At 65.7% G+C, this 21,329-nt stretch carries 21 protein-coding genes and 1 pseudogene; 5 read left to right on the top strand and 17 right to left on the bottom strand.

The genetic code is table 11. The features are described 5' to 3' along the window. The 3 genes and pseudogenes from C100_RS49555 to C100_RS37560 form a co-directional block, all read left to right on the top strand. Positions 1-627 (top strand): annotated as a pseudogene (locus C100_RS49555) (hypothetical protein); the annotation flags it as partial. 49 nt (positions 628-676) lie between these two features. Beyond that, the gene (locus C100_RS49550; protein ID WP_442800319.1) at positions 677-1,423 is read left to right on the top strand and encodes a MutS-related protein; all 747 of its coding nucleotides are present in this window, start codon (positions 677-679) and stop codon (positions 1,421-1,423) included. Positions 1,424-1,432: 9 nt separating this feature from the next. Continuing rightward, on the top strand, positions 1,433-4,195 hold the full coding sequence (locus tag C100_RS37560; protein ID WP_024020243.1) for a [protein-PII] uridylyltransferase: 2,763 nt from the start codon (positions 1,433-1,435) through the stop codon (positions 4,193-4,195). A gap of 6 nt (positions 4,196-4,201) precedes the next feature. On the opposite strand, the gene C100_RS37555 is transcribed toward C100_RS37560, so the two are convergent. The 5 genes from C100_RS37555 to C100_RS37535 form a co-directional block, all read right to left on the bottom strand. Further along, entirely contained in the window at positions 4,202-4,705 is a 504-nt protein-coding gene (locus tag C100_RS37555; protein ID WP_024020242.1) for a L,D-transpeptidase family protein, read from the bottom strand. Continuing rightward, a complete protein-coding gene (gene ribA, locus C100_RS37550) occupies positions 4,702-5,775 on the bottom strand; it encodes a GTP cyclohydrolase II (RefSeq protein ID WP_024020241.1) in 1,074 nt (357 codons plus the stop codon). Before ribA ends, C100_RS37555 begins: the two co-directional genes overlap by 4 nt. After that, positions 5,775-6,572 carry an exodeoxyribonuclease III gene (locus C100_RS37545; RefSeq protein ID WP_031309595.1) on the bottom strand — a complete coding sequence of 266 codons (798 nt, stop codon included), beginning with the start codon at positions 6,570-6,572 and terminating at the stop codon, positions 5,775-5,777. Before C100_RS37545 ends, ribA begins: the two co-directional genes overlap by 1 nt. A gap of 261 nt (positions 6,573-6,833) precedes the next feature. Continuing rightward, complete coding sequence (locus C100_RS37540) at positions 6,834-7,472, bottom strand: LolA family protein (RefSeq protein WP_024020239.1); 639 nt, start codon at positions 7,470-7,472, stop codon at positions 6,834-6,836. 296 nt (positions 7,473-7,768) lie between these two features. Continuing rightward, complete coding sequence (locus tag C100_RS37535) at positions 7,769-10,090, bottom strand: FtsK/SpoIIIE family DNA translocase (protein WP_024020238.1); 2,322 nt, start codon at positions 10,088-10,090, stop codon at positions 7,769-7,771. A gap of 220 nt (positions 10,091-10,310) precedes the next feature. On the opposite strand from C100_RS37535, the gene C100_RS48770 reads away from it, so the two are divergent. Further along, positions 10,311-10,448, top strand: coding sequence for a hypothetical protein (locus C100_RS48770; RefSeq protein ID WP_162472042.1), 138 nt, complete (start codon positions 10,311-10,313; stop codon positions 10,446-10,448). Here the strand turns inward: C100_RS48770 and C100_RS37530 are convergent. The 8 genes from C100_RS37530 to C100_RS37500 all read right to left on the bottom strand — a co-directional run bounded on the left by C100_RS37530 (position 10,445) and on the right by C100_RS37500 (position 17,426). After that, the gene (locus C100_RS37530; RefSeq protein ID WP_024020236.1) at positions 10,445-10,927 is read right to left on the bottom strand and encodes a GNAT family N-acetyltransferase; all 483 of its coding nucleotides are present in this window, start codon (positions 10,925-10,927) and stop codon (positions 10,445-10,447) included. The two genes, C100_RS48770 and C100_RS37530, sit on opposite strands and share 4 nt — an antisense overlap. Continuing rightward, entirely contained in the window at positions 10,924-11,841 is a 918-nt protein-coding gene (locus tag C100_RS37525; protein ID WP_024020235.1) for a DMT family transporter, read from the bottom strand. The genes C100_RS37530 and C100_RS37525 overlap by 4 nt, the downstream gene beginning before the upstream one ends. A gap of 15 nt (positions 11,842-11,856) precedes the next feature. After that, on the bottom strand, positions 11,857-13,017 hold the full coding sequence (gene ispG / locus C100_RS37520) for a flavodoxin-dependent (E)-4-hydroxy-3-methylbut-2-enyl-diphosphate synthase (RefSeq protein WP_024020234.1): 1,161 nt from the start codon (positions 13,015-13,017) through the stop codon (positions 11,857-11,859). A gap of 67 nt (positions 13,018-13,084) precedes the next feature. Beyond that, entirely contained in the window at positions 13,085-14,386 is a 1,302-nt protein-coding gene (locus tag C100_RS37515; protein ID WP_031309594.1) for an OmpP1/FadL family transporter, read from the bottom strand. A 172-nt stretch (positions 14,387-14,558) separates the two neighbouring features. After that, the gene (locus tag C100_RS48630) at positions 14,559-14,729 is read right to left on the bottom strand and encodes a hypothetical protein (protein WP_161633919.1); all 171 of its coding nucleotides are present in this window, start codon (positions 14,727-14,729) and stop codon (positions 14,559-14,561) included. A gap of 83 nt (positions 14,730-14,812) precedes the next feature. Next, positions 14,813-16,189, bottom strand: coding sequence for a phosphoglucomutase/phosphomannomutase PgmG (gene pgmG / locus C100_RS37510; protein ID WP_024020232.1), 1,377 nt, complete (start codon positions 16,187-16,189; stop codon positions 14,813-14,815). Then, on the bottom strand, positions 16,186-16,620 hold the full coding sequence (locus C100_RS37505) for a J domain-containing protein (RefSeq protein WP_024020231.1): 435 nt from the start codon (positions 16,618-16,620) through the stop codon (positions 16,186-16,188). The genes pgmG and C100_RS37505 overlap by 4 nt, the downstream gene beginning before the upstream one ends. Further along, positions 16,620-17,426 (bottom strand): division plane positioning ATPase MipZ, encoded by an 807-nt coding sequence (locus C100_RS37500; protein WP_024020230.1) that lies wholly within the window; start codon positions 17,424-17,426, stop codon positions 16,620-16,622. The genes C100_RS37505 and C100_RS37500 overlap by 1 nt, the downstream gene beginning before the upstream one ends. Positions 17,427-17,537: 111 nt before the next feature. On the opposite strand from C100_RS37500, the gene panC reads away from it, so the two are divergent. After that, positions 17,538-18,383 (top strand): pantoate--beta-alanine ligase, encoded by an 846-nt coding sequence (gene panC, locus C100_RS37495; protein WP_024020229.1) that lies wholly within the window; start codon positions 17,538-17,540, stop codon positions 18,381-18,383. Position 18,384: 1 nt separating this feature from the next. On the opposite strand, the gene C100_RS49320 is transcribed toward panC, so the two are convergent. The 4 genes from C100_RS49320 to hemE form a co-directional block, all read right to left on the bottom strand. Further along, positions 18,385-18,513 carry a hypothetical protein gene (locus tag C100_RS49320; protein WP_024020228.1) on the bottom strand — a complete coding sequence of 43 codons (129 nt, stop codon included), beginning with the start codon at positions 18,511-18,513 and terminating at the stop codon, positions 18,385-18,387. A gap of 66 nt (positions 18,514-18,579) precedes the next feature. Next, a complete protein-coding gene (locus C100_RS37490) occupies positions 18,580-19,755 on the bottom strand; it encodes an ATP-binding protein (RefSeq protein WP_024020227.1) in 1,176 nt (391 codons plus the stop codon). Positions 19,756-19,818: 63 nt separating this feature from the next. Beyond that, the gene (locus tag C100_RS37485; RefSeq protein ID WP_024020226.1) at positions 19,819-20,259 is read right to left on the bottom strand and encodes a CopD family protein; all 441 of its coding nucleotides are present in this window, start codon (positions 20,257-20,259) and stop codon (positions 19,819-19,821) included. Beyond that, complete coding sequence (gene hemE, locus C100_RS37480; RefSeq protein WP_024020225.1) at positions 20,259-21,317, bottom strand: uroporphyrinogen decarboxylase; 1,059 nt, start codon at positions 21,315-21,317, stop codon at positions 20,259-20,261. The genes C100_RS37485 and hemE overlap by 1 nt, the downstream gene beginning before the upstream one ends. Positions 21,318-21,329: the final 12 nt, after the last annotated feature.

Raw genomic sequence — 21,329 nt, 5'->3', positions numbered from 1 at the left:
CGCCGCGCCGCCGCGCGCGCCTTTGCCAGCGTCTCCATCCGCCGCGCCATCGCCGCGCTGGAAGCGAAATATCGCGCGCAGACCGGCATCGCCGCGCTCAAAATCCGGCATAATGGCGTGCTTGGCTATCATGTCGAGGTGCCCGCCCGCGCCGCCGACCAGTTGATGCAGTCCGACAGCGGCTTCACCCATCGCCAGACGCTGGCCGGGGTGGTGCGCTTCAATTCGATCGACCTGCATGAGGAAGCGGGGCGCGTGGCGCAGGCGGGCGCCCATGCGCTGGTCGCCGAAGCCGCGCATCTGGAGGAACTGATCAACGCGGTGCTCGATCGCAAGGCCGACATCGCCCGCGCCGCCGACGCCCTGGCCCGGCTCGACGTCGCCGCCGCGCTGGCCGAACGCGCGGCCGAGGGCGGCTGGCAACGGCCCCATTTCGTGCCCGCCGATCGCCTTGGCCCTGGTCGACTTCGCCGCCGCGCTGGCCGAACGCGCGGCCGAGGGCGGCTGGCAACGGCCCCATTTCGTGCCCGCCGATGGCGCGGGCCAATGCCTGGACATTGTCGGCGGCCGGCATCCGGTGGTGGAAGACGCGCTGCGGCGCGAGGGCCAGCCCTTCGTCGCCAATGACTGCCGCCTCAACGAAAGCGACCGGCTCTGGCTCGTCACCGGGCCGAACATGGGCGGCAAGTCGACCTTCCTGCGGCAAAATGCGCTGATCGTCATTCTGGCGCAGGCGGGCGGCTATGTGCCGGCCGAAGCGGCGACGCTGACGCTGGTCGATCGGCTGTTCAGCCGGGTGGGCGCATCCGACAACCTCGCCAGGGGGCGGTCCACCTTCATGGTCGAGATGGTGGAGACTGCCGCGATCCTTGCCCAGGCCACGGAACGCAGCTTCGTCATCCTGGACGAGGTCGGGCGCGGCACCTCCACCTATGACGGGTTGGCGCTGGCCTGGGCGGTGGTGGAGGCGGTGCATGAGGTCAATCGCTCCCGCTGCCTGTTCGCGACCCATTATCATGAGCTGACGCGGCTCGCCGAAACCCTCTCCTCGCTCTCGCTCCACCATGTCCGCGCACGCGAATGGAAGGGCGACCTCATCCTGCTGCACGAACTGGCCGAAGGTCCGGCCGACCGCAGCTATGGCCTGGCCGTGGCGCGGCTCGCCGGTCTGCCGCCCGCCGTGCTCAAGCGCGCCAGGGACGTGCTGGCGCGGCTGGAAGCGGGCAAGGCGAAGACCGGCGGGATCGCCGCGGGCCTCGACGACCTCCCCCTGTTCGCCGCCGTCGCCGCGCAGGAGGAGGACAAGGCCGATCCGCTGCGCGACGCCATCGCGGCGATCGATGCCGACGCGCTGTCGCCGCGCGAGGCGCTCGATCATATATATCGATTGAAACAACTGGCCGCCGACGTGTCACCCGACTAGATAGCGCGGATGGTAATGCCGTTTCCCGCCCTCGGGTCGCGCCGGGCGATCATCGATCGGCGCGCGATTTCCGATCGGATCAACACCCTGGCGCAGGAGCATCGGGGCGATCCCATGCGGCTGCGCGGGCTGATCGTCAAGGAACTCAAGACCGCACTCGACCATGGCCGGGACGATGTGGCGCGCCGGCTCGCCGCCAAGCCGACCCGCGGGCGCGAGGCGGTGAGCGCCTTCGCCTTCCTGATCGACCAGCTATTGCGCCTGCTCTACGACGCCACCACCCATCATCTCTATCCCGCGGCCAACCGCAGCACGGGCGAGCGGATCGCGCTGATCGCGGTGGGCGGCTATGGCCGGGGCGAAATGGCGCCGCACAGCGATGTCGACATCGGCTTCATCACCCCCTGGAAACCGACCGGGTGGACCGAGCAGGTGATCGAATCCATGCTCTATTCGCTGTGGGATCTGGGACTGAAGGTCGGGCATAGCAGCCGCTCGGTCGATGAAACGATGCGAATGGCTAAGGCCGACCTGACCGTGCGCACCGCCCTGCTGGAAGCGCGCTATATCTGGGGCGACCGGGCCTTGTATGAGGAAACGTCCACCCGCTTCGACAGCGAAGTGATGCAGGGCAATGCCCGCGCCTTCGTCACCGAAAAGCTGGAGGAGCGCGACGAACGGCACAAGCGCATGGGCGACAGTCGTTACGTCGTCGAACCCAATGTGAAGGAAGGCAAGGGCGGCTTGCGCGACCTGCACACCCTGTTCTGGATCGGCAAATATGTGAACCGGGTCCGCTCGGTCGCCGAACTGGTCAAGGTCGGCCTGCTGACCCAGGCGGAACTGCGCCAGTTCCAGCGGGCGGAGGATTTCCTCTGGGCCGTGCGCTGCCATCTGCACAGCATCACCGGCCGCGCCGAGGATCGGCTGACCTTCGACCTGCAACTCGAAACGGCGACGCGGATGCACTTCACCGGCCGCACCGGCCGGTCGGGCGTCGAGCGCTTCATGCGCTATTATTTCCTGAACGCGAAGACGGTCGGCGACCTGACCGCCGTCTTCCTGGCGCATCTGGACGACCAGCTGGGGCCGAAGGGGCGCCGCTACATCCCGTCCATCTTTCGCCGGCCCAAGAAGCTCGACGGCTTCGTGCTGGAACGCGGGCGGCTCAGCCTGCCCAGCGACGATTTCTTTCAGCAGGACCCGGTGCGGCTGCTGGAGATTTTCGCGCTGGCCGACAAACATGGCCTGGCCATCCACCCCAGCGCGATGCGCGCCGCCAGCCGCGACGCAGGCCTCATCACCGCGAAGGTCCGCAAGGATGCCCGCGCCAACGCCGCCTTCATGGAGGTGCTGACATCGCCACGCGACCCCGAAACGGTGCTGCGCTGGATGAATGAATCGACCGTCTTCGGCCGCTTCATCCCCGACTTTCGCCGGGTGGTCGCGCAGATGCAGTTCGACATGTATCATCATTATACGGTCGACGAGCACACCATCCGCGCGGTCGGGCTGCTCGCCCGCATCGAAAAGGGCGAGCTGGGGCAGGATCATCCGCTCGCGACCGAAATCATGGACAGGCTGCTGTCGCGCCGGGTTCTCTATATCGCCGTGCTTCTGCACGACATCGCCAAGGGGCGCGGCGGGGACCACAGCATATTGGGCGCGGACGTCGCCGAGCATCTCTGTCCGCGTCTTGGCCTCACACCGGCCGAGACGGAAACCGTCGCCTGGCTGGTCCGCTATCACCTGCTCATGTCGGCGACCGCCTTCAAGCGCGACCTGGCCGATTACAAGACCATCATCGATTTCGTCGAGGTGGTGCAGAGTCCCGAGCGCCTGCGCCTGCTGCTGTGCCTGACGGTCGTGGACATCCGCGCCGTCGGGCCGGGCGTGTGGAACAGTTGGAAACGGCAATTGCTGGGCGACCTCTATGAGGCGGCCGAGGAACTGCTGCGCCTGGGCCACAAGCAGAAGGGCCGCAGCGAGCGCGTCACCGCCAAGCAGGATGCGCTGCGCGAGGCGCTGAACATGGACGAACCCACGTTCGACGCATTCAGCAGCCGCCTGCCCGAATCCTACTGGATCGCCGAGCCGGAAGACATATTGATCCACAACGCCCAGCATATCCTGGCGTCGGGCGACTCCCCGCTGTCAATCGCCGCGCACTATTATCCGCAACGCGGCGCGACCCTGGTGACTGTCTATGCGACCGACCATCCCGGCCTGTTCTACCGGATCGCGGGCGCCATCCATCTGGCCGGCGGCAACATCATCGACGCGCGCATTCACACCACGCGCGACGGGGCCGCCATCGACAATTTCCTGGTGCAGGACCCGCTCGGCGGCGCGTTCCACAGCCCCGAGCAGCTAAAACGCATCCGCGGCGCGATCGAGGATTCGCTCTCCAACCGGCACCGCCTGATCACCAAGCTGTCCGCGCGCCCCCTGCCCCGCACCCGCGCCGAAGCCTTCCGCATCGAACCCAATGTGCTGATCGACAACAAGGCGTCGAACCGCTTCACCGTGATCGAGGTGAATGCCCGCGACCGGCCGGCGTTGTTGTTCAGCCTGGCCAATGCGCTGTTCCAGTCGAAGGTCACCGTCCACAGCGCCCATGTCGCCACCTATGGCGAACGCGCCGTCGACACTTTCTACGTCACCGACCTGATCGGTGGAAAAATCGAAAGCAAGGCGCGGCTGCAAACGCTGGAACGCCGCCTGCTCGAAGCCGCCGGCGGCGAAGTGGGCGAAGCGCTGCAACGGGCGTAGCAGCGTTCAGGGCAGAATCTCGACCGCATCCCCCGCTGCCAGCAGCGGCAACAGCCGCAGCATGTCGCCCCGGTCGATCGCGACGCAGCCGGCCGTGGGGCGGCCTTCCGAAAGATGGAAGAAGATCGCGCTTCCCTGTCCCGGCACGGGCGGCGCATCATTATGGCCCAGCACGACGATGATGTCATAGGCGTCATCGCCCCGGATCAGGCTTTCGGCGGAAAAGGAACGCGGCAACCGGACCGGCCGGTTATAGGCCGCATCGGCCGGGTCGTCCGACCAGCCATCCTGCGCCCGCACCCAGCGCCAGGGCAGGCGGATGCCCTTCGCCTCGACCTTGCCCGGCCGCAACAGCACGCCCCGGATCGGCCATGCGCCGATCGGCGTGCAGCCATCCCCCTCCCGCTTGACCGCCGCCGCGCAGGCGCCCGCGCGGCCGATGGCGCAAGCAATCGCAATGTCGCCGAAGGTCAGACGACCCGCGCCGCTTTCGACGCGGACGACGCTCATAGCTGATGGCCGGTGCGGTCGCGCTTGGTGGCGAGATAGCGTTCATTATGCGGGTTGGCGGGCAGGATGATCGGCAGCCGTTCCGTGACCTTGATGCCGGCCGCCTCCAGCCCCGCGACCTTGTCGGGATTGTTGGTCAAAAGGCGCACCGTGCCCACGCCCAGCAGGTCGAGCATCCGCCCCGCGACCGAAAAATCGCGCGCATCGATGGCAAAGCCCAGCCGCACATTGGCGTCGACGGTGTCGAACCCCTGGTCCTGCAACGCATAGGCGCGCAGCTTGTTGACGAGGCCGATGCCGCGCCCTTCCTGACGCAGATAGAGAAGGATGCCCCAGGGCGCGTCCGCCATCTGGTGCAGCGCCTGGTGAAGCTGCGGCCCGCAATCGCATTTGAGCGACCCCAGCACGTCGCCGGTCAGGCACTCGCTGTGGATGCGCACCACGGGCGGCGACCCGTCGCGCCGGCCGACGATCAGCGCGACATGCTCGCGCGGTTCGTCGGGGCTGCGGAAGGCGACGATCTCGCCCGTCTCGCTCGCCGACACCGGCAGGCGGGCGCGGGTGGCGATGGCGAGATGGACGGCATCGTCATAGGCGGCGACATCGTCGGCGCTGAGTTCCGTTTCGACCGGACCATCGCCCTGGAGCAGGAAATAGGCCGGGAGGATGCCGGCCACCCGGGCAAGGTGCAGCGCCGCCTTGGCCGCCAGCGGTGCGGGCAGCGCGCGCGCGCGAAACGGCCCCTTGAGCGGCGACGCCAGATCCATCACCGGATCGGCGATGCTCATGGCGACATCCGCGTCGATCCAGGGCGCGCGTTCGACCAGCACCGGCCGGTCGGGATCGGCCGCCGCCAACTGGTTGGCAAGCTTCAATGTTTCGGCGCGCGCGGCGGAGATCAGGATGTCGGCTTCGTTGTCGGGATCGAAGCCATCCAGCGTGACAGCGTCCGCCCCCTCGACCGCCATCAGCCGGATCGCACCGTCCGGCGCGCTCAGGCGCACCGCCCAGCCCCGGCGCAGCGCATCGATGGCGCGCGCGGCGTTGCGGGCCATGGCCGGGCCGGGCATCAGAAGGCGAAGTCCGTGATTATCGGGATATGGTCGGACGGCTTCACCCAGCTGCGCGCCGGTTCGATCACCCGGTGGCCGACCGCCCGGTCCGCGACATCGCGCGTCATCCACATATGGTCGAGCCGGCGACCACGATCGGATGCGACCCAATCCTTCGCGCGATAGCTCCACCAGGTATAGAGGCGGGCCGGGGCGGGGTGGAAATGGCGGCCGATATCGACCCAGTCGTTCGACGCCTGGAGGCGCCCCAATATCTCGCATTCGATCGGCGTATGGCTGACGACGTCGAGCAGCTGCTTGTGGCTCCACACATCGCATTCGAGCGGGGCGATGTTGAAGTCCCCGGTCAATATGGTCGGCTTGGCGTCGAGCGCGCTCGACCATTGAATCATCCGCTCCAGGAAATCGAGCTTCTGCCCGAATTTCGGATTGACCGTCCGGTCGGGCACGTCGCCGCCGGCGGGCACATAGACATTCTCGATCCGCACGCCATTGTCGAGCCGCACGCCGACATGGCGCGCTTCGCCATTGGCCTGCCAGTCGAACCGGTCATCCTCATGGACCGGCACCTTGCTCATGATCGCCACGCCATGATGCATCCGCTGGCCGTTCAGCACCTGATGCACATAGCCCAGCCGCCGGAACATGTCGGTGGGGAAGGTCTCGTTCACCACCTTGGTTTCCTGAAGGCATAATATGTCGGGCGCTTCCTGCCGCAACAGCTGTTCGACGATGTCGATCCGCGCGCGGACGCTGTTGATGTTCCAGGAGCAAATGGAGAGCGTGTCGGCCATGGCCATGCCCTAGGAGGCCGCGCGCGCGCGCGCAAGCGTCGGAGGCGCCATGGCCGACAAAGTAAGACCCCCGCTCCGGGGGCGTGGAACGGGGGTCTCGATCGCGCCCTTGAAGCGCTTCGCGGCGGGAGATGGGGACCGGGTAACAGGGGGGAAATCCCGGTTTTGCCTCTCGCCGTGGGTTTCTGATTAGCGCCCCGGATATGAGCGGCAGATGAACGGAAGGGAAAGTTTTTCCGCTCGTCGCCCGGGGCGCTCGGATCAGCCCCCGGCCGATCGTCCACGGGGACGCGGATCGGTCCAGCGAAAGGCGGAATCGGCCACCTGCACGCCATAAAGCTGGTTGCTCAGCCGCACCGCCGTCCGGTTGTTCTGCGAATCAAGCGCCACCCAGCCATAAAGTTGCAGGCCCGCGGGACTGCTCGCATCGCGCTTGAAGATCATGGTGATGGTGCCAAATTCGGGGCGCTTGGGATCGCGCGCCTCGACCGACAGGATCGACGGATCGCCGGTCGGGATCACCTTGCCGAATTTCGACAGATCCTTGGACGGATCGATCAGCGCGCCCAGCGGCGAATTGCCGATCGGCCAGCGCTGCACCTGCCGCACCTCATAGTCGATGACCGTCAGCGCCTTGCCGTCGCCCACGATCAGCAGCGGCACGCCCTTCTGATATTGAAAGCGTATCTTGCCCGGCTGCTTCAGGGTCAGCTTGCCGGTCAACGTCTGGCCATTGCGATCCGTCTGGCTGAAATCGGCGGTCATGGTGGTGACCGCGCGGATATAGGCATTGACCCTGGCAAGGTCGGACTGGCCCTGCTGGGCGGCGGCGGGCAGGGTCGGCACGACCAGCGGCGCGGCGGCAAGGGCCAGCACAAGGGGCGCAAACATGCGCTTCATGGCGTCATCTCCGGTTATTCCTTAGGGGACGGGGACTAAAGGGTCGGGCTTGAACCCGCTGTGAACCCTCTCGTTCCGAAATTGCAAGGATTCGCCGCGCGAAGTGAGGCGCAAACCCGCGGCACGCCCCCAAATGACGGCACAAAAAAAGGGCCGATCACGAAGACCGGCCCGGAAAGTTTTTAGGAGAGGATGCCTGAAAGGCCCGTTCGATATGCCGCCGCGCGCGCATTGCTGCAAATGCGAAGGGCGAAATGACGATTGCATGACATGCAACCACCTCGCTTTTCCGCAATTCAGAGCGGATTGCCATTTTCGTCGCGCAGCACTTCGCGGCGGCCGACATGGTTGGGCGGGCCGACCAGCCCTTCCTCCTCCATCCGCTCGATCAGGCGCGCGGCGCTGTTGTAACCGACGCGCAATTGCCGCTGGAGCCAGCTGGTCGATGCCTTCTGGTTTTCGAAGACCAACTGGCACGCCTTGCGGAACAGCTGGGCATCCGGGCTGTCGTCGCCCAGGTCGACGCCGTCGAGCGCGAAGCTGCCCTCTTCCGGTTCCTCGGTCACGGCGGAGATATAATCGGGCTGGCCCTGCGCGCGCCAATGGTCCGCGACCACGCGCACTTCGTCGTCCGACACGAACGGCCCATGGACGCGGGTCAGCCCCTTGCCGCCATGCATATAGAGCATGTCGCCCTTGCCCAGCAGCTGTTCGGCGCCCTGTTCGCCCAATATGGTGCGGCTGTCGATCTTTGACGTGACGAAGAAGCTGATGCGGGTCGGCAGATTCGCCTTGATGACGCCGGTGATGACGTCGACCGACGGGCGCTGCGTCGCCAGGATCAGGTGGATGCCCGCCGCCCGCGCCTTTTGCGCCAGCCGCTGGATCAGGAATTCGACTTCCTTGCCCGCCGTCATCATCAGGTCGGCCAGCTCGTCCACCACCACCACGATCTGCGGCAGCGGCTGGAAATCGAGCTGTTCTTCCTCGTAGATCGGCTTGCCGTTCTCGGGATCATAGCCGGTCTGGACCCGCCGGCCGAGCGGCTTGCCCTTGGCCTTCGCGGCGCGGACCTTTTCATTGTAATTGGCCAGGTTGCGGACGGAAATGGACGCCATCATGCGATAGCGGTCCTCCATCTGCTCCACCGCCCATTTAAGCGCACGGATCGCCTTGTTCGGTTCGGTCACTACCGGCGAGAGGAGATGCGGAATGTCATCATAGGTCGACAGTTCCAGCATCTTGGGATCGATCATGATGAGGCGCAGCTGATCCGGCGTCATCCGGTAGAGCAGCGAGAGGATCATCGCATTGAGGCCCACCGACTTGCCCGAACCGGTCGTGCCCGCGATCAGCAGATGCGGCATCGGCGCCAGATCGGCGATGATCGGCTCGCCCGAGATATTCTTGCCCAGAATGATCGGCAGGGTCGCGTCCTGCATGAACTGTTCGCTGGTGATGAGTTCGCGGAAAGACACGCCCTCGCGATTGGCGTTGGGCAATTCGATGCCGATGACGGTGCGACCCGGAATCGTCGCGACACGGGCCGAGAGCGCGGACATGTTGCGGGCGATATCGTCGGCCAGCGCGATCACGCGGCTGGCCTTTATGCCCGGCGCAGGTTCCAGCTCATACATGGTGACGACCGGACCGGGCCGCACCTCGACGATATTGCCCTTCACATGAAAGTCGTCGAGCACGGATTCGAGCAGCCGCGCATTGCGCTCCAGCGCCGCCTTGTCGATCTTGCCGCCCTGGTTGACAGGCACCGGGTTGAGCAGGTCGGGGGAGGGCAGGGAGCTGTTGCCGAACAGGTCATCCTGGCTCACCGGCGCCATCGCGCGCTGAACCGGCGCAGCCTTGGGGGCCTGGATGGTGATCGGCGGCTTGGGTTCGTTCGACACCTGCTTGCGCGGCGCGATCACGCGCTCGGCAGTGCCATTGTCTTCCCCTTCATCCTCCACCGCCCCGCCGCCGGCGAAGGGCAGGCTGGGGCGCGGGATGCTGAGCTTCGGCAGGGAGGGGCGGCGCAGCGCGATGATCGGCTTTTCCAGCGCAAGGCTGCGATAGCAGGTGAACAGGCCCGCGATCAGCGCGGCGACGATCAGCCCGCCCTTGATCCACGGCGCGGCAGCCGGCGCCTGCATGGCCAGGCTGGCGATCCCCTTGGCAGTGACCATGCCGATAAGCCCGCCCCAGCCGGCGGGCAGGCCGACCAGCGGATCGGTCTGGAACAGGGCGAGCGCGACACCGATCAGGATGATGCCGAACAGGCATTTGCCGAACTGCGCCTTCCATCCGCCCATATCCTGGTCGCCCCACAGGCGGCGGGCGGTGACCGCCATCAGCGGCAGGATCAGCGCCACCGGCACGCCCAGCAGCCACAGCAGGAAATCGGCCGCCCAGGCGCCGGGCGTAGCCATGATGTTGGCGACATGATCGCCCGCGACCGTATTCATCGACGGATCGCTCGGCGCATAGCTCAGCAATGCCAGCGCCAGGAACAATGTCGCCAGCATGAGCGCGATCGCGCCGATCAGCGCGCCGCTGCGAATGAGGCTGCGCTTGAGCATTTCGCGCCATTCCGGCGAGCGTTTCACGGTGCGGCCGACGGCCATGCTAGTCTCTGTCCCCCAAATGTTCCGTATCGGCACAATGCCTCCGGGGGCGAGTCCGCGTCAAGCCCGACGCTCCCGGCTCGTCTCTTAGAGCGTCGTGCGGAAAAGTGGGAACCGGTTTTCCGCTCAAAACGATGCGACAACAAAAGCTTGGAGCGCGCGACCTGCGTCCGCTTTGACGCAGCGCGCTCCAGGGTCCGTATCAACCCTTATGGCAGGCGTGACGCTCGCGGGCGCATCAGGGGGTGGAAAGGAGCCGCCCCATGATCGCGCTTATTATCCCGCCATGGTCCTCGTCGCCATGGGCGCCTTTGCCGCCGTGCTGCTGTTCGTCAGCATAGAGGGTCGCAAAAACTAAAGCGCGGCCAGGCGCGCCAGCACCTTGCCGTCGACGCGCTGCACCGTCCATTCGTCCATCGCCCGCGCGCCCAGCGCGCGGTAAAAGGCGATCGACGGCTCGTTCCAGTCGAGCACCGACCATTCCAGCCGGGCGCAGTCGCGCGCGATCGCCAGTTGGGCGAGGCGCGCGAGCAGCCCCTTGCCCGCCCCCAGTCCGCGCGCTTCTGGCAGGACGAACAAATCCTCCAGATACAGGCCGGGCCGGCCTTCGAAGGTCGAGAAATTGTGAAAGAAAAGGGCGAAGCCGACCGGCGCGCCCTCATGCTCGGCGATCAGCACTTCGGCCATCGGACGCGGCCCGAACAGATAGCGCGCCAGCGTCTCGCGGTCGGCCTTCACTTCCCCGGCCAGCCGTTCATAATCGGCCAGCGCCCGGATGAAGTCATGGATGGTGCCGATATCCTCGGCCTGTGCTTCGCGAATGATGATGTCGGTCATGCCGTTCCCGCTTCCACATGGGCGCCATCATAATCGGCGATGGCCGCCCGGTTCGAGCGCGCCGCGATAAGGCAGCCGGCGACGATCAGCAAGGCGCCCGCGACCGTCGTCGGCGTGACTCGCTCGCCAAAGGCCAGCCAACCGATGATCGCGGCCCAGACGAACGCGCTATATTCGACCGGGATCAGCCTTTGCGCCTCCGCCCGCGCATAGGCCCAGGCCAGCGCGGCAAGCGAGGTGAAGGCCAGGATCGCGGCCAGGCCGATCAGCCAAACCGCGCCGGGCGGCGGCAGCGCGGCCCAGAAGGGCGCGGCGGTCGCGAACACGCCCAGCATGACAAGATGCTGGAAGAAGGCGACCTCGATCGGCGAGGCAAGCTGCGCCTGTTGCCGCTGGATGATGAGATTCCAGGCGAACAGCACGGCCGATCCCAGCACGGCCAGCGCACCCAGCAGCGCATCGGGTTCATAACGCCCCTGCACCCGGCCCGACAGGATCGCCGCCACGCCGACCAGCCCCAGCATCGATGCGCCGATCGCCTGCCGCCCGACCTTTTCCTTGAGCAGCAGCGCGGCGAGATAGAGCGCGATGAGCGGCGCGATGAAGGACAAGGCGATCGCTTCGGCCAGCGGCAGGCGCAGGATCGCCCAGAAGAACAGCGCCGCCATGAGCGCGACCACCACTCCGCGCAGCAGATGGATGCGCAGCACGCCACGCGAGGGCCAGCGCTGGCGGGTCAGCAGCATCAGCGCAAGCCCCAGCAACGTCCCGGTGAGCGCGCGCCAGAACAGGGCGTTGTAAAGCCCGATGGACAGGCCCAGCCCCTTCATCGCCGCATCCATGACGGAAAACAGCGCGACGCCGATGCAGCAGACGGCGAAGGGGAGTGCGAAACCGCGCGACGGGCCATCCATGGTAAGCGCCCCGGCCTACTCCGCCGCCTCTACCTTGCCCGCGTCGGTGCTTTCAGCCTCCAGCTTCGCCGCTTCGATCTCGGCCGCCTTGGCCTCGACCAGCTTGACGATATGATCGACCATGTCGGCGTCCTGGATGACATGGTCGGTGACGCCCGACAGATAGACCATATGCTTGCCCGCGCCGCCGCCGGTCAGGCCGATGTCGGTTTCGCGCGCTTCGCCGGGGCCGTTCACGACGCAGCCCAGCACCGAGAGCGACAGGGGCGTGTGGATATGCTGGAGCCGTTCCTCCAGCGCCTGCACGGTGCGGATGACGTCGAATCCCTGGCGCGCGCAGGACGGGCAGGAAATCACCTTCACCCCGCGCGTGCGGATGCCGAGCGACTTCAATATCTCATAGCCGACCCGCACTTCCTCTTCCGGTTCGGCGGACAGGGACACGCGGATCGTGTCGCCGATCCCGGCCCAGAGCAGGTTGCCGATGCCGATCGCGCTTTTCACCGTGCCGCCGATCAGCCCGCCCGCTTCGGTGATGCCCAGATGCAGCGGACAATCCACCGCGTCGGCGAGTTGCATATAGGCGGCGACGGCCAGGAACACGTCGCTGGCCTTCACCGCGACCTTATAGTCGTGAAAATCCTGGTCCTGGAGCAGCTTGATATGGTCGAGCGCGCTTTCGACCAGCGCTTCGGGGCACGGCTCGCCATATTTTTCGAGCAGATCCTTTTCCAGACTGCCCGCATTGACGCCGATGCGGATCGAACAGCCATTGGCCTTCGCCGCGTCGACCACTTCCTTCACCCGCGCTTCCGACCCGATATTGCCGGGGTTGATGCGCAGGCAGGCGGCGCCCGCATCGGCCGCTTCCAGCGCGCGCTTGTAATGGAAATGAATGTCCGCGACGATCGGCACGCGCGCGGCGCGGACGATCTGCTTGAGCGCCGCGGTGGACGGTTCGTCCGGGCAGGACACCCGGATGATGTCGACGCCCACTTCCTCGCACCGGCGGATCTGGTCGACGGTCGCGCGCACGTCATGCGTGGGCGTGTTGGTCATGGTCTGGACCGTGACCGGCGCATCGCCGCCCACCGGCACATTGCCGACCATGATCTGCCGGCATTGGCGGCGGGCGATATCGCGCCAGGGACGCAGGCCTGGATTATGATCGGACATGAAAAAGGGGCTCCGTGGTTACGAAGCCCCTATAGTCATTCGGGAGGCCGGTTGAAACCGCCGGCTTTCAGAAACGCAGGGTCAGCGACGCCGCGACCTGGTCCGCATTGCCGCTGGTCTGCGCCAGGGTGGTCGCGGTGACGGTCGCGGGCGCGGGGAAATAGCTGTCGGGGCGGATGATGTCCGCCTTCTCGACGAAGGTATGGGCGTAGCTGATGTTCAGCGCGGCGGCCTGCGAGATATTATAGGTCGCGCCTCCGGTCAGCCACACGCGGTCGCCATCGGGCACCCTGGTCGTCAGATATTGCGGATTGGTCGGCGAACGGTCGAACATGGTGCCCGCGCGCAGCGTCAGGGCGGGGCTGACATCATATTCGCCGCCGACGCTGACCGAATAGCTGTCCTTGTAGTCCAGTTCCTTGTTGGTCGTGCCGGTGGCGGACGTGACTTCGATCCCCTTGAACCGCGACCAATTATACCATTTGCCGGTAATCATCGCGCGCAGCTGCGGCGTCAGCTTGTGCATCATGCTGACGGTGACGATGTCGGGCAGGTCGAGCGGCGCGGACGCGGCGAACTCGCCATTGGCGGCGCTCAGCGGCGCGGCCAGGCCGGTGATGGTCTGCGTGCCTTTCAGCTTGTGGCTGATGCCGGACCGATAATGGACGCCGAAATTGGTGTCGCCCATGGTGTAGAACAGGCCCGCATTCCAGCCGACCGACCAGTCGTCGCCCTTGAGTTCGGTAAATCCATCCGTGGTGACGAGCGGCGATACCTGCGGCAGCGCGTTGGTCAGCGTCACCTTCACATATTGCACGTCGACGCCGCCGCCGATCGAAAGATTGTCGGTCAGCTTATACGCGGCGGACGGCTGGATATTATAGGTTTTAAGGTCGGTGTAGAGCGAGTCATAACGGCCGAAAAAGCCGTCATCATATTCCAGTTTCAGGCCGAAGGGCGCGTTGACGCCAAGTCCGACCCACAGCCGGTCGCTGACCTGCGCGCTGGCATAGAAGCTCGGAATCGGGATCACGCTTTCGAACGGGTTGCCGCCGTCATTGCCGTTGACCGGCACCGATACCGGCAGCCCCGGCACGGTGCGGCTGGACCCGCGATTGGTCTGGTGCGCCGACGCCATCAGGGCGACGCCGCCGATCGACGTCTGGATGCCGTCCAGTTCCGTCATTGCCGCGGGATTGAAATAGATGGTCGATGGATCGTCACCCGCCGCCGCGCCGCCCGACAGGGCGCGGCCCGTCTCCTTGGGGGACTGTTCCTGCAAATAAAAGCCACCGGCAAAGGCCGGGATCGGGATGGCCATGGCCCCGGTCACAAGAAGGAAAGGGGTAAGGCGACGGCTAAGGGACATGATGCATCCTCTACTAATGGCGACTCTTTTAAGCCCGATCGGCGTCGCTCCAACGCGCTGAACGGGTTTATGAACCCGGCGCCTTACCAAAGATGTCGTTAATTTCCAGTGCGACCCGCCGCATAAGCGGCGATTCAACGTGCCTGTGCGATGGTCGGCGCCTGTCTGGACGCTACGGCGTCTGGCAAAAGCGGCGCCCGAAAAAAAGCAAAAAAAAAGCCACCCGGAAGGGCAGCTTTGAAGTTTTAGGAGAGGATGCCTGAAAGGCCCGTTCCTTTTGCGGTGCAGCATCAATTGTCGCAAATGCGAAACGTGGAACACCGATTGCATTTTCTGCAATCATGCTTTCATGCCTTGCATTCCGTAAGGGAAAGTTGCGCAAGAAAACGATAGCGATACCAGATGAAGGTGCATGGCGAAGAGCGTTCAGCCCGCTTCTGCCCGGTAGACGCCCGAATCAGCCAGTTGCGAATCAAGTTGTGCGATCAGGCCGGCGAGGCCCGATTCGCTCACCGCCTCCGCCCGCGCGACCAGCGCCGCCTCGGTATTGGATGCGCGCAGCAGCCACCACCCATCGTCTGTGCGGACACGCGCGCCATCGATGGCGCAAATATCCGCGCCAGCCTGCCTCAATCGCGCAAGCACTTCCTCGACCACCGCGAATTTCCGGGCTTCGGGCACGGCGACGCGCATTTCGGGCGTGATGATGCTGACGGGCAGGGCATCGCACAGCGCGGTGACGCTCCGCCCAAGCGTCGACATAGCGCGGATCAGGCGCACCGCGGCATAAAGGCCGTCGTCATAACCCGGATAATCGTCGGCGAAGAAGATATGGCCGGTCGTTTCGCCGCCCAGCGGGCTGCCAATCTGCTTCATTCTGGACTTGATGTGACTATGCCCGGTCTTCCACATATCGGGCCGTCCGCCGAGCGCGGCGATGCGGTCGAAGACGGACTGGCTGGCCTTCACATCGGCGACGATCGGCGCGCCCGGCCATTTTTGCAGCACGTCCTGCGCGAAGATACTCAGCAACTGGTCGCCGGCGATGGCCCGGCCCTGTCCGTCGATCACACCGATCCGGTCGCCGTCACCGTCGAAAGCCACCCCGAAATCGAGCCGCTTTTCCAGGACGAGCGCGCGCAGATCGGACAGGTTCGCGTCTTGCGAAGGATCGGGATGATGATGGGGAAAATGACCGTCTATATCGGTGAAGAGCAGATGATGCTCACCGGGGAGCAATTGCGCCAGCATCTCCACCACAGGACCGGCCGCGCCATTGCCCGCATCCCATCCGATGCGGCAGGCCGGACCGTCAAACCCCCGCACCAGCCGCGCGGCATAGGCCTGCATGATGGCGACCGTTTCGACCCGGCCCGCGCCCGCGTCCCAATCCCCGGCCGCCGCCATGGCGCCCAATCGCTGAATGTCCGCGCCGAAAAAAGGGGCATGGGCCTGCACCAGCTTGAAGCCATTCTGGTCGCCGGGATTATGACTGCCGGTTATCTGTATGGCGCCGTCCACATCGCCGGTCGCTTCGGCATGATATAGCATCGGCGTCGGCCCCAGTCCGATCCGCAGCACGTCGACGCCGCTTTGCGTCAGGCCCTCGACCAGCGCCTTCTCCAGCATCGGCGAACTCAGCCGCCCGTCATAGCCGGCCGCGATCCGCCGGCCCCCGGCGCGGGCGATCACCGTGCCGAAACTGCGGCCAAGCGCCCAGGCGTCGGCCGCGTCCAGCGTCTGCCCCACCGTGCCGCGCAGATCATAGTCGCGCAGCAGGGTCGGGGCGAAACGATGCGTCATGCGTCCTTGTGGCGGGACAATAGCAGGTCGCGCGCCGTGTTGATCTGCGCCGCGAGCGCTTCGGTGCCGCCCTTGTCGGGATGGACCGACGCGATCAGGCGGCGATGCGCGGCGCGGATCGTGGCGGCATCGGCCTCCGGTCCGACGCCGAGCAGGGCGCGCGCGCTGGCCAGTTCATCGCCGCGCGGCGCGGGCGCGGGTGGGATCGCGCGCTTGCGCCGCCGAATCCTGATTTTCCCCTGTTGCGCGAAAAACAGCGCCGCGCTGATCAGCAGCGGCGCGCCGATCACCGGCTTCCCCTTCGCCGCCAGCACCGCGCCCACCAGCGCCGCACCCAGCGCCATGCCATCCTTGGCCGTCATGCGTTGCAACCTTCCTGACCAGATCAGCCAGATCGCCAGTCCGGCAAGCAACAGCGCCAGCACCCCCATCAGGCCGCGCCGAGCATGTCCACCGACGCAGCCCCGTCATGCGTCGGCAGGGCGAAGCCCGCCACCATTTCGCGCAACTCCTGCCGCGCGGCGATATGGCTGACGCCCAGTTCGCCCAGATGCCCCTTGTCCAGCAGGGTCAGGCCCGATGGGAAAAGTTCGCGAAAGACGACACGTTCCGACAGGCCCGGAATGACGCGGAAGCCGACACGGCGGGACAGTTCCATCAGCGCGTCGCCGACCCGCTTCTTGTTGCGCGCATCATGATGCTGGACGCGGTTGCGCAACACCACCCAATCGATCGAAACGCCATCCACCTTCGCCCGCGTCTTGCGCGCGTCGAAGATAAGTTCCGAATAAAAGGACAGGCGGCGCACCTTGAAGGTTTCGGCATCGACCTGGCCGATCAGGTCGAAATCGACGAAACTGTCGTTCATCGGCGTCACCAGCGTATTGGCGTGGGGCGCCAGATGCCGGGCATAGGCATCGTCGCGGCCGGGCGTATCGACGACCAGAAAATCCTTCCCCAGCGCCAGCTGGATCACCTGATCGTCCAGCGCCGCCACGCTGTCGCCGGTGAACACGGCAAAATCGGGCGTGGGCAGGTCGATACTGCGCCGGCGCGCGGTCTCCACGCGATTTTCCATATAGCGGGTGACGGTGCGCTGGCGCGGGTCAAGGTCGAGGATGCCGACGCTGTGGCCAAGCGCGCTGAGCGCGATGGCCGTGTGCACGGCCGTGGTGGACTTGCCCGTCCCACCCTTTTCATTGGCGAATATGATGAGATGTGGCTGAGGATTCGCCATGGATCCTGTGATAACCCCGTTGATTGTCGCAATGTTCATTGACGGCCGCGCCGGCCCCGGCCTAGCAAAACGCCCGATATTTCCCTCGCCCTTATCGGAGCCATTCCTCCCGTGCAAACGCTGCGTGACCTGCCCGCCCTCCGCGCCGCCGTCCAGGCGCTCAAAAGCGACGGAAAGCCGCTGGTTCTGGTGCCCACCATGGGGGCCTTGCATGACGGCCATATGGCATTGGTGGACGAAGCGCGGCGGCATGGCCGGCATGTGGCGGTGTCGATCTTCGTCAATCCCCGGCAGTTCGGCCCGAACGAGGATCTGGACGCCTATCCCCGGCGCGAGGCGAAGGACGCGCAGATGCTGGACGACGCGGGCGTGGACATATTATGGGCGCCCCCGGTGGAGGTCATGTATCCCGCCGGATTCGCCACCAACATCAGCATATCCGGGGTCAGCGACGGGCTGGACGGCGCGGCGCGGCCGGGTCATTTCGACGGGGTCGCGACCGTCGTCACCAAATTGTTCAACCAGGTGCGGCCCGACATCGCCATCTTCGGCGAGAAGGATTATCAGCAGCTCGCCGTGATCCGCCGCATGGTCGCGGATCTGGACATGGGGATAGAGATTGTCGGCCTGGCGACCCGGCGGGCGCCGGACGGCCTCGCCCTGTCGTCCCGCAACGCCTATCTGAGCGATGCGGAGCGTCAGGCGGCGCTGGCCTTGCCACGCGCCTTGGGCGAAGCGAAGCGACTGATGGAGAAGGGCGATCCGGTCGAAGACGCACTGGCCCGCGCCATCGCCATGCTGACCGCCCAGGGGTTCGATCCGGTCGATTATGTGTCGCTATGCGATGCGCAGACGCTGGAGCCGATGACGGTGCTGGACCGCCCGGCCCGGCTGCTCGGCGCGGCGAAGCTGGGCAAGACGCGCCTGATCGACAATATCGCCGTCGACCCGGCCTGAATCAGCCCAGCCGCTTGAGCGCGACCACCGCCGCGACGGACAGGCCGACCACCAGCCAACCCTCCCAGCTGCGCGGACTCCAGCCCCAACCGATGCGCTTGGGACCGAACCAGAGACGGGGATCGTTCATCAGTGCTTCTCCGCAACCTTGGCTTCGCTTGTTTGCCCGTCATAGCAGGGGCCGCCCGATATGTCCTTAGCCCGCCGGCATCACCCGGCGCATGAAGGCGTCGAACAACGGCACGGTGAATGCGGTGTCGCCATGGGCGGGGCTGTAAAGCATCCCCTTGGCAATCAGGCTGTTGCGCGTGGGCGCCACGCTCGACACCTTGACGCCCAGCGCGTCGGCCACGTCGCCCGACCGGTGCGGACCGGGACCGATGCCCGCCATCGCCCGCAAATAGCGTTTTTCCGCCGGGGTCAGCCGATCGAAGCGCACGCGAAAAAAGCTGGCGTCAAGTTCGGCGAGCGCGCTGACAGTGGCGGCGTCCACATCCGCCGCGCTGATGGGCGAAGCCTCGGCCGCGTCCCAGCTATGTTTGCCCCATTCCTGGAGAAAATAGGGATAGCCCTGCGTCTGGGCGACGATCGCATCCAGCGCGTCAGGCGCAATCTGTTCCTCTTCCCGCTCGATCGGCAGGCGGATGGCGTCGCGCGCGGCGTCCCCCTCCAGCGGACCGACATTGACGAACTCGAACAGACGTTCGGCATAGGATTTGGCGCGCCCCATCTGGCCCAGCAGCTGCGGCAGGCCCGCCGCCAACATGGTGATGGGCAGTTGTTTCTGACTCGCCCGGTGCAGCGCGCTGATCAGCGCGGCAAGCTGTTCCTCGGGCACATATTGCAGCTCGTCGATCACCAGCACGACGGCGCTGCCCCGTTCCTTGGCCGCCTCGCCGACCGCCACGATCAGATCGGCGAGATCCGCCTCCAGGTCGCCGCTGTCGGCAAGGCCCGGCTCAGGCTCGAAATCGAGCGCCACCTCCAGATCATCATATTTGACCTTGAGCTTGGCAAAACCCGCCAATGCCCGCAGCGCCCGCTTCACCCCCGCCGACGCCTGCCGCATCCGGTCGAGCCGCAGCAGCGCGGCGCGCAGGGCCGGGACCAATATGCCGGGCAGCGATCGATTTTCCGGCGCCTCGATCGCGACGATGGTCATGCCCTCGCCCTCGGCGGCGTCGCGCATTGAAGAGAGCAGCACGGTCTTGCCCACGCCGCGCAGGCCATAGAGGATGGCGGGCCGCGCCGCGCGTCCCATGCGGATGCGATCGATGGCGACGGCATTGCGTTCCAACAGCGCATCGCGCCCCGCCAGTTCGGGCGGCGGCGTACCGGCGCCGGGCGCAAAGGGATTTCGGCGTGGGTCCATAGCGATGTTATACGAGTTTATCTTTTTTCTGTAAACTAGGATAACATTGCTTGATATGCAGCTCTAAAAGGGCTTCACGATCACCGCGATGACGATCACCGCCGCCGCGATGCCGGGAATCTCGTTCAGCATCCGCAACTGTTTGTCGCTGAGCGGCCGTTCGCCCCTGGCGAGCTTCTTCACATAGCTTGCGATCCAGCCATGATAGGCCGACAGGCCGAGCACGAACAGCAGCTTCAAGTGGAACCAGCCGAAATGCCAGGCGCCGATCTCCACCATCAGCATCAGGCCCAATATCCAGACCAGGAGCAGGGACGGATTGAGGATGATCTTGAGCAACCGGCCCTCGCGCTCGATCCAGCGCTGGTCCTCGGGCGAACCTGGCACGGTTTCCTGATGATAGACGAAGAAGCGGGGCATCATGAACAGCCCCGCCATCAGGAAGATGACGAAGATCAGATGGGCTGCCTTCACCCACAGATAGGCGGCGCCGAGATAGGCCATTAGTTGCGGTCTCCTTGCCTGCGCACATAGCTAATGAGCGCTTCGACATGTGCAATGGGGGTGTCGGGCAAAATGCCATGGCCAAGGTTGAAGATATGCGGCCGCCCGGCAAAGGCGGCGCAGATCGTGTCGACCGCTTCCTCGACCGCGCGGCCGCCGGCGATCAGCGCCAGCGGATCGAGATTGCCCTGCACCGGCATGTCCTGCGGCAGCGTGCGGTGCGCCCAGTGCGGATCGACCGTCTCGTCCACGCCCACCGCATCGACCCCGGTGCGCGCCGCATAATCGGCCAGTTTCGCGCCCGCCCCTTTGGGAAAGCCGATGACGGGAATGTCGGGATGGATCGCCTTGAGCTTCTCCACGATCCGGCGATTGGGTTCGATCACCCAGCGGTCGAACTGGATTGGGGCCAGGCTGCCGGCCCAACTGTCGAACAACTGCACCGCCTCCACCCCGGCATCGATCTGCCCGGCGAGATAGTGGACGGTGGCATCGACGATCGCATCGATGATCGCGGCAAAACGCGCCGGGTCGCCATAGGCGAGGCGACGGGCCGCGCCCTGATCCTTGCTGCCCTGTCCCGCGACCATATAGGTGGCGATGGTCCAGGGGCTGCCGGCAAAGCCCAGGAAGGTGACATGGGGGTCCAGCGCCGCCTTCACCTGCCGCACCGTCTCGTAGATGGCCTCGAAGCGGCTGAAATCGGGCGTCAGCGCCGACAGGTCGGTGTCGGCCAGGATCGGGGCGAGGCGAGGGCCTTCGCCCGCTTCGAACCATAATTGCTGCCCCATGGCATAGGGGACGATCAGAATGTCGGAAAACAGGATGGCGCCGTCGAAACCGAAGCGGCGCAGCGGCTGGAGCGTCACCTCGGCCGCCGCCTCGCTGTCATAGACCAGTTCCAGAAAACCGCCCTTGTCCGCCCGCAGCGCGCGATATTCGGGCAGGTAGCGCCCGGCCTGCCGCATCAGCCACATTGGCGGGACGGCGGGGCATTCTCCCTTCAACACGGTCAGGAGCGGCTTTGCAGCGAGATCCGTCGGCGCGTCGAGGCTCATCTATATTCTCTC

Origin of the sequence: Sphingobium sp. C100, from assembly GCF_000508185.1 — a bacterium.
Classification (GTDB): domain Bacteria; phylum Pseudomonadota; class Alphaproteobacteria; order Sphingomonadales; family Sphingomonadaceae; genus Sphingobium.
Note: the sequence above shows the minus strand (reverse complement) of the source record. Positions and strands in the feature narration are given on the sequence as shown.

What these genes read in the sequence shown, in the direction of transcription:
- C100_RS49550 (WP_442800319.1), top strand. Translation starts at nt 677, where the DNA reads ATGGGCGGCAAGTCGACCTTCCTGCGGCAAAATGCGCTGATCGTCATT.
- C100_RS37560 (WP_024020243.1), top strand. Translation starts at nt 1,433, where the DNA reads ATGGTAATGCCGTTTCCCGCCCTCGGGTCGCGCCGGGCGATCATCGAT.
- C100_RS37555 (WP_024020242.1), bottom strand. Translation starts at nt 4,705, where the DNA reads ATGAGCGTCGTCCGCGTCGAAAGCGGCGCGGGTCGTCTGACCTTCGGC.
- ribA (WP_024020241.1), bottom strand. Translation starts at nt 5,775, where the DNA reads ATGCCCGGCCCGGCCATGGCCCGCAACGCCGCGCGCGCCATCGATGCG.
- C100_RS37545 (WP_031309595.1), bottom strand. Translation starts at nt 6,572, where the DNA reads ATGGCCGACACGCTCTCCATTTGCTCCTGGAACATCAACAGCGTCCGC.
- C100_RS37540 (WP_024020239.1), bottom strand. Translation starts at nt 7,472, where the DNA reads ATGAAGCGCATGTTTGCGCCCCTTGTGCTGGCCCTTGCCGCCGCGCCG.
- C100_RS37535 (WP_024020238.1), bottom strand. Translation starts at nt 10,090, where the DNA reads ATGGCCGTCGGCCGCACCGTGAAACGCTCGCCGGAATGGCGCGAAATG.
- C100_RS37530 (WP_024020236.1), bottom strand. Translation starts at nt 10,927, where the DNA reads ATGACCGACATCATCATTCGCGAAGCACAGGCCGAGGATATCGGCACC.
- C100_RS37525 (WP_024020235.1), bottom strand. Translation starts at nt 11,841, where the DNA reads ATGGATGGCCCGTCGCGCGGTTTCGCACTCCCCTTCGCCGTCTGCTGC.
- ispG (WP_024020234.1), bottom strand. Translation starts at nt 13,017, where the DNA reads ATGTCCGATCATAATCCAGGCCTGCGTCCCTGGCGCGATATCGCCCGC.
- C100_RS37515 (WP_031309594.1), bottom strand. Translation starts at nt 14,386, where the DNA reads ATGTCCCTTAGCCGTCGCCTTACCCCTTTCCTTCTTGTGACCGGGGCC.
- C100_RS48630 (WP_161633919.1), bottom strand. Translation starts at nt 14,729, where the DNA reads ATGATTGCAGAAAATGCAATCGGTGTTCCACGTTTCGCATTTGCGACA.
- pgmG (WP_024020232.1), bottom strand. Translation starts at nt 16,189, where the DNA reads ATGACGCATCGTTTCGCCCCGACCCTGCTGCGCGACTATGATCTGCGC.
- C100_RS37505 (WP_024020231.1), bottom strand. Translation starts at nt 16,620, where the DNA reads ATGGGGGTGCTGGCGCTGTTGCTTGCCGGACTGGCGATCTGGCTGATC.
- C100_RS37500 (WP_024020230.1), bottom strand. Translation starts at nt 17,426, where the DNA reads ATGGCGAATCCTCAGCCACATCTCATCATATTCGCCAATGAAAAGGGT.
- C100_RS49320 (WP_024020228.1), bottom strand. Translation starts at nt 18,513, where the DNA reads ATGAACGATCCCCGTCTCTGGTTCGGTCCCAAGCGCATCGGTTGGGGC.
- C100_RS37490 (WP_024020227.1), bottom strand. Translation starts at nt 19,755, where the DNA reads ATGGACCCACGCCGAAATCCCTTTGCGCCCGGCGCCGGTACGCCGCCG.
- C100_RS37485 (WP_024020226.1), bottom strand. Translation starts at nt 20,259, where the DNA reads ATGGCCTATCTCGGCGCCGCCTATCTGTGGGTGAAGGCAGCCCATCTG.
- hemE (WP_024020225.1), bottom strand. Translation starts at nt 21,317, where the DNA reads ATGAGCCTCGACGCGCCGACGGATCTCGCTGCAAAGCCGCTCCTGACC.